2 protein-coding genes are annotated in these 2,068 nt (G+C 45.9%); both read right to left on the bottom strand.

Features of this window, described 5'->3' with window-relative positions; all coding sequences use genetic code 11:
- A partial coding sequence (locus tag U868_RS0122910; RefSeq protein WP_025155317.1) for an HlyD family secretion protein occupies positions 1-1,286 on the bottom strand: 1,286 nt, incomplete at its 3' end.
- 315 nt (positions 1,287-1,601) lie between these two features.
- Complete coding sequence (locus tag U868_RS0122900; protein ID WP_025155316.1) at positions 1,602-1,877, bottom strand: hypothetical protein; 276 nt, start codon at positions 1,875-1,877, stop codon at positions 1,602-1,604.
- Between the last annotated feature and the right edge of the window lie 191 nt (positions 1,878-2,068).

Genomic DNA, 2,068 nt, shown 5'->3' with positions numbered 1-2,068 from the left:
CATGGTGTGTCTGCTCCTGTTGGCCCGGAGGCACTCTGTTTCATGTCATAGAACGGCGATACCATCCACTGATAGATTTTGCGTTTCTCCAGAAACAGGGTGGTATTGGCTTTCATGCCGTTTTGCAGACTGAGCCCGCGGCCGTCATAGGCGATCATCTGTTTTTCCGGACGCACAATCACTTTGTAATAGGGGATGGACTGCGGCATCTGGTTGACTTTCGGCGCGCCGGCATAGGTCATCATTTCCTGTGCCGGGGCGGGAGTTTTGGAAATCACCTGAATGGTGGCGGCAAACTGGCCGAATTTTTCTGCCGGAAAGGCCTCATAACGGATATTCACCGCGTCACCGACATTCAGATAAGGCAGTGCGTCATTAGGCACCCAGAGTACCAGCCAGTACTGACGGCTATTTTCCGGCAGGATCTGCAGCAGGGTATCGCCGGGGTTGACCATCTGACCAACGGTCACGCCGAGAGAATCCACACGGCCGTCTGTCAGGGCGCGGACTATCATTTCACCACCCGCTTCGTTATTCACCTGCTCTTTCATCAATTCAGACTGCTGTAATTCCAGCTGATAAATCCGGTTATCAAATTCCGCCGCCTGGGTGCGAATCTGGCTTTCCAGAGACGTAACCTGCAGAATATTCTGTTCATTCTGTCCGCTTAATCCCAGCAGGCTGTTTTGCTGGGAATAATAAAGCGCAGCCTGATTCAGCCACTGATCCTGATTTATCAGCCCTCTTTCCCGGTATTGATGATAATTATCCATATTCTGTTTCATTATGCGGATCCCTTCCTGCGCCCGTTCAATAATCCCGGCAGACCGCAACTGCGCCTGAGCATAAAGGACTTTTTGTTTTTCGAGCGAAACCAGTGTCGTGTGTTTGTTCTCTCTGAGGCGGGCGGTCATATCACGGATATGCTGTAACTGATTTTCAATTTCACGGTGCTGATTTTCACTGACCACACCACTGGCTGTGGCCCTGCTGGTATCAATACGGTAAACAGGGTCTCCTTTGCGGATAATCTGCCCTTCATTCACATATTGCCGGATAATAAATCCCTGTACCCCGGCAGATACCGTGACAGCCCGGGGATTGGTGGTAATTTCCCCGGTCACACTGACCCGCCGCGTATAACTGCCGCATAAAATAAAGGTCAGAAAAACCACTAAAAACAAAAAACTACATACGATGATCAGCCACAGCGGGATACCGGGTAATAATAAGGCCTGACCCCGCCATTTCATTTTTCGGTTATCGAGTGCGGCTTTGCGGAACACAATAAACCCTGCCTGCGGTTATCCGGTGAATAAAAGACCGTCAGTATCAGAGAAAAAATAAAAAAACGGGAATTCATAAAATAATGAATTCCCTCAAAATATAATATTGACTGCGGGTTGCCGTATTCATTAACCGGGCAGTTTTTTTATAATTCTGTATTTTTACCGGAGAAAATACCGGAATCTGTCGCATTACCCGGATAACCGGCAGATAAGCGAACTGCCATAAATGATAACGGATTTAAATTATCTGATATCAAGTTAACAGTCCCGCTCTGAGAGCAGCAGAGTAAAATACAGACGCCCCTGTGATAATTATTTACAAATACCACCGAGATCCACAATGCCGCCTGCTTTATCTTCTATAAAACCGCCGACAACTGACCCCACTTTCCCGCCGAGGTCCCTGCCCAGCCCCGGGTATACATCTTTGAGGCTGACTTTGCCTATCACCGGTAAATCCACTGTCAGATACGGGCCGAGCAGCTCAAAACCCCAGTCACCGAGTTTTTTTCCGAGATCAGTGATGGTATCCTGAACACAACCGGCACCGGAAACCCGTTCTGCTTCAGCAAAATTTAATTCTTTCATTACCCGTCCTTTTAATAATCAGTTATTTTATATGAATAAAAAATGAATTTAAAAATAATAAATAAATTGATTATTTTAAAATCATCTATTATTCATCCGATATCCTACTGATTATTTTAATAATAAGATAAATCAATATTTAACATTCCGGCATTGTAAATAAGATGTCATAAATAAATATCCCCCGGCAT

It is taken from the genome of Morganella morganii H1r (genome assembly GCF_000633515.1).
GTDB lineage: Bacteria > Pseudomonadota > Gammaproteobacteria > Enterobacterales > Enterobacteriaceae > Morganella > Morganella morganii_B.
Note: the sequence above shows the minus strand (reverse complement) of the source record. Positions and strands in the feature narration are given on the sequence as shown.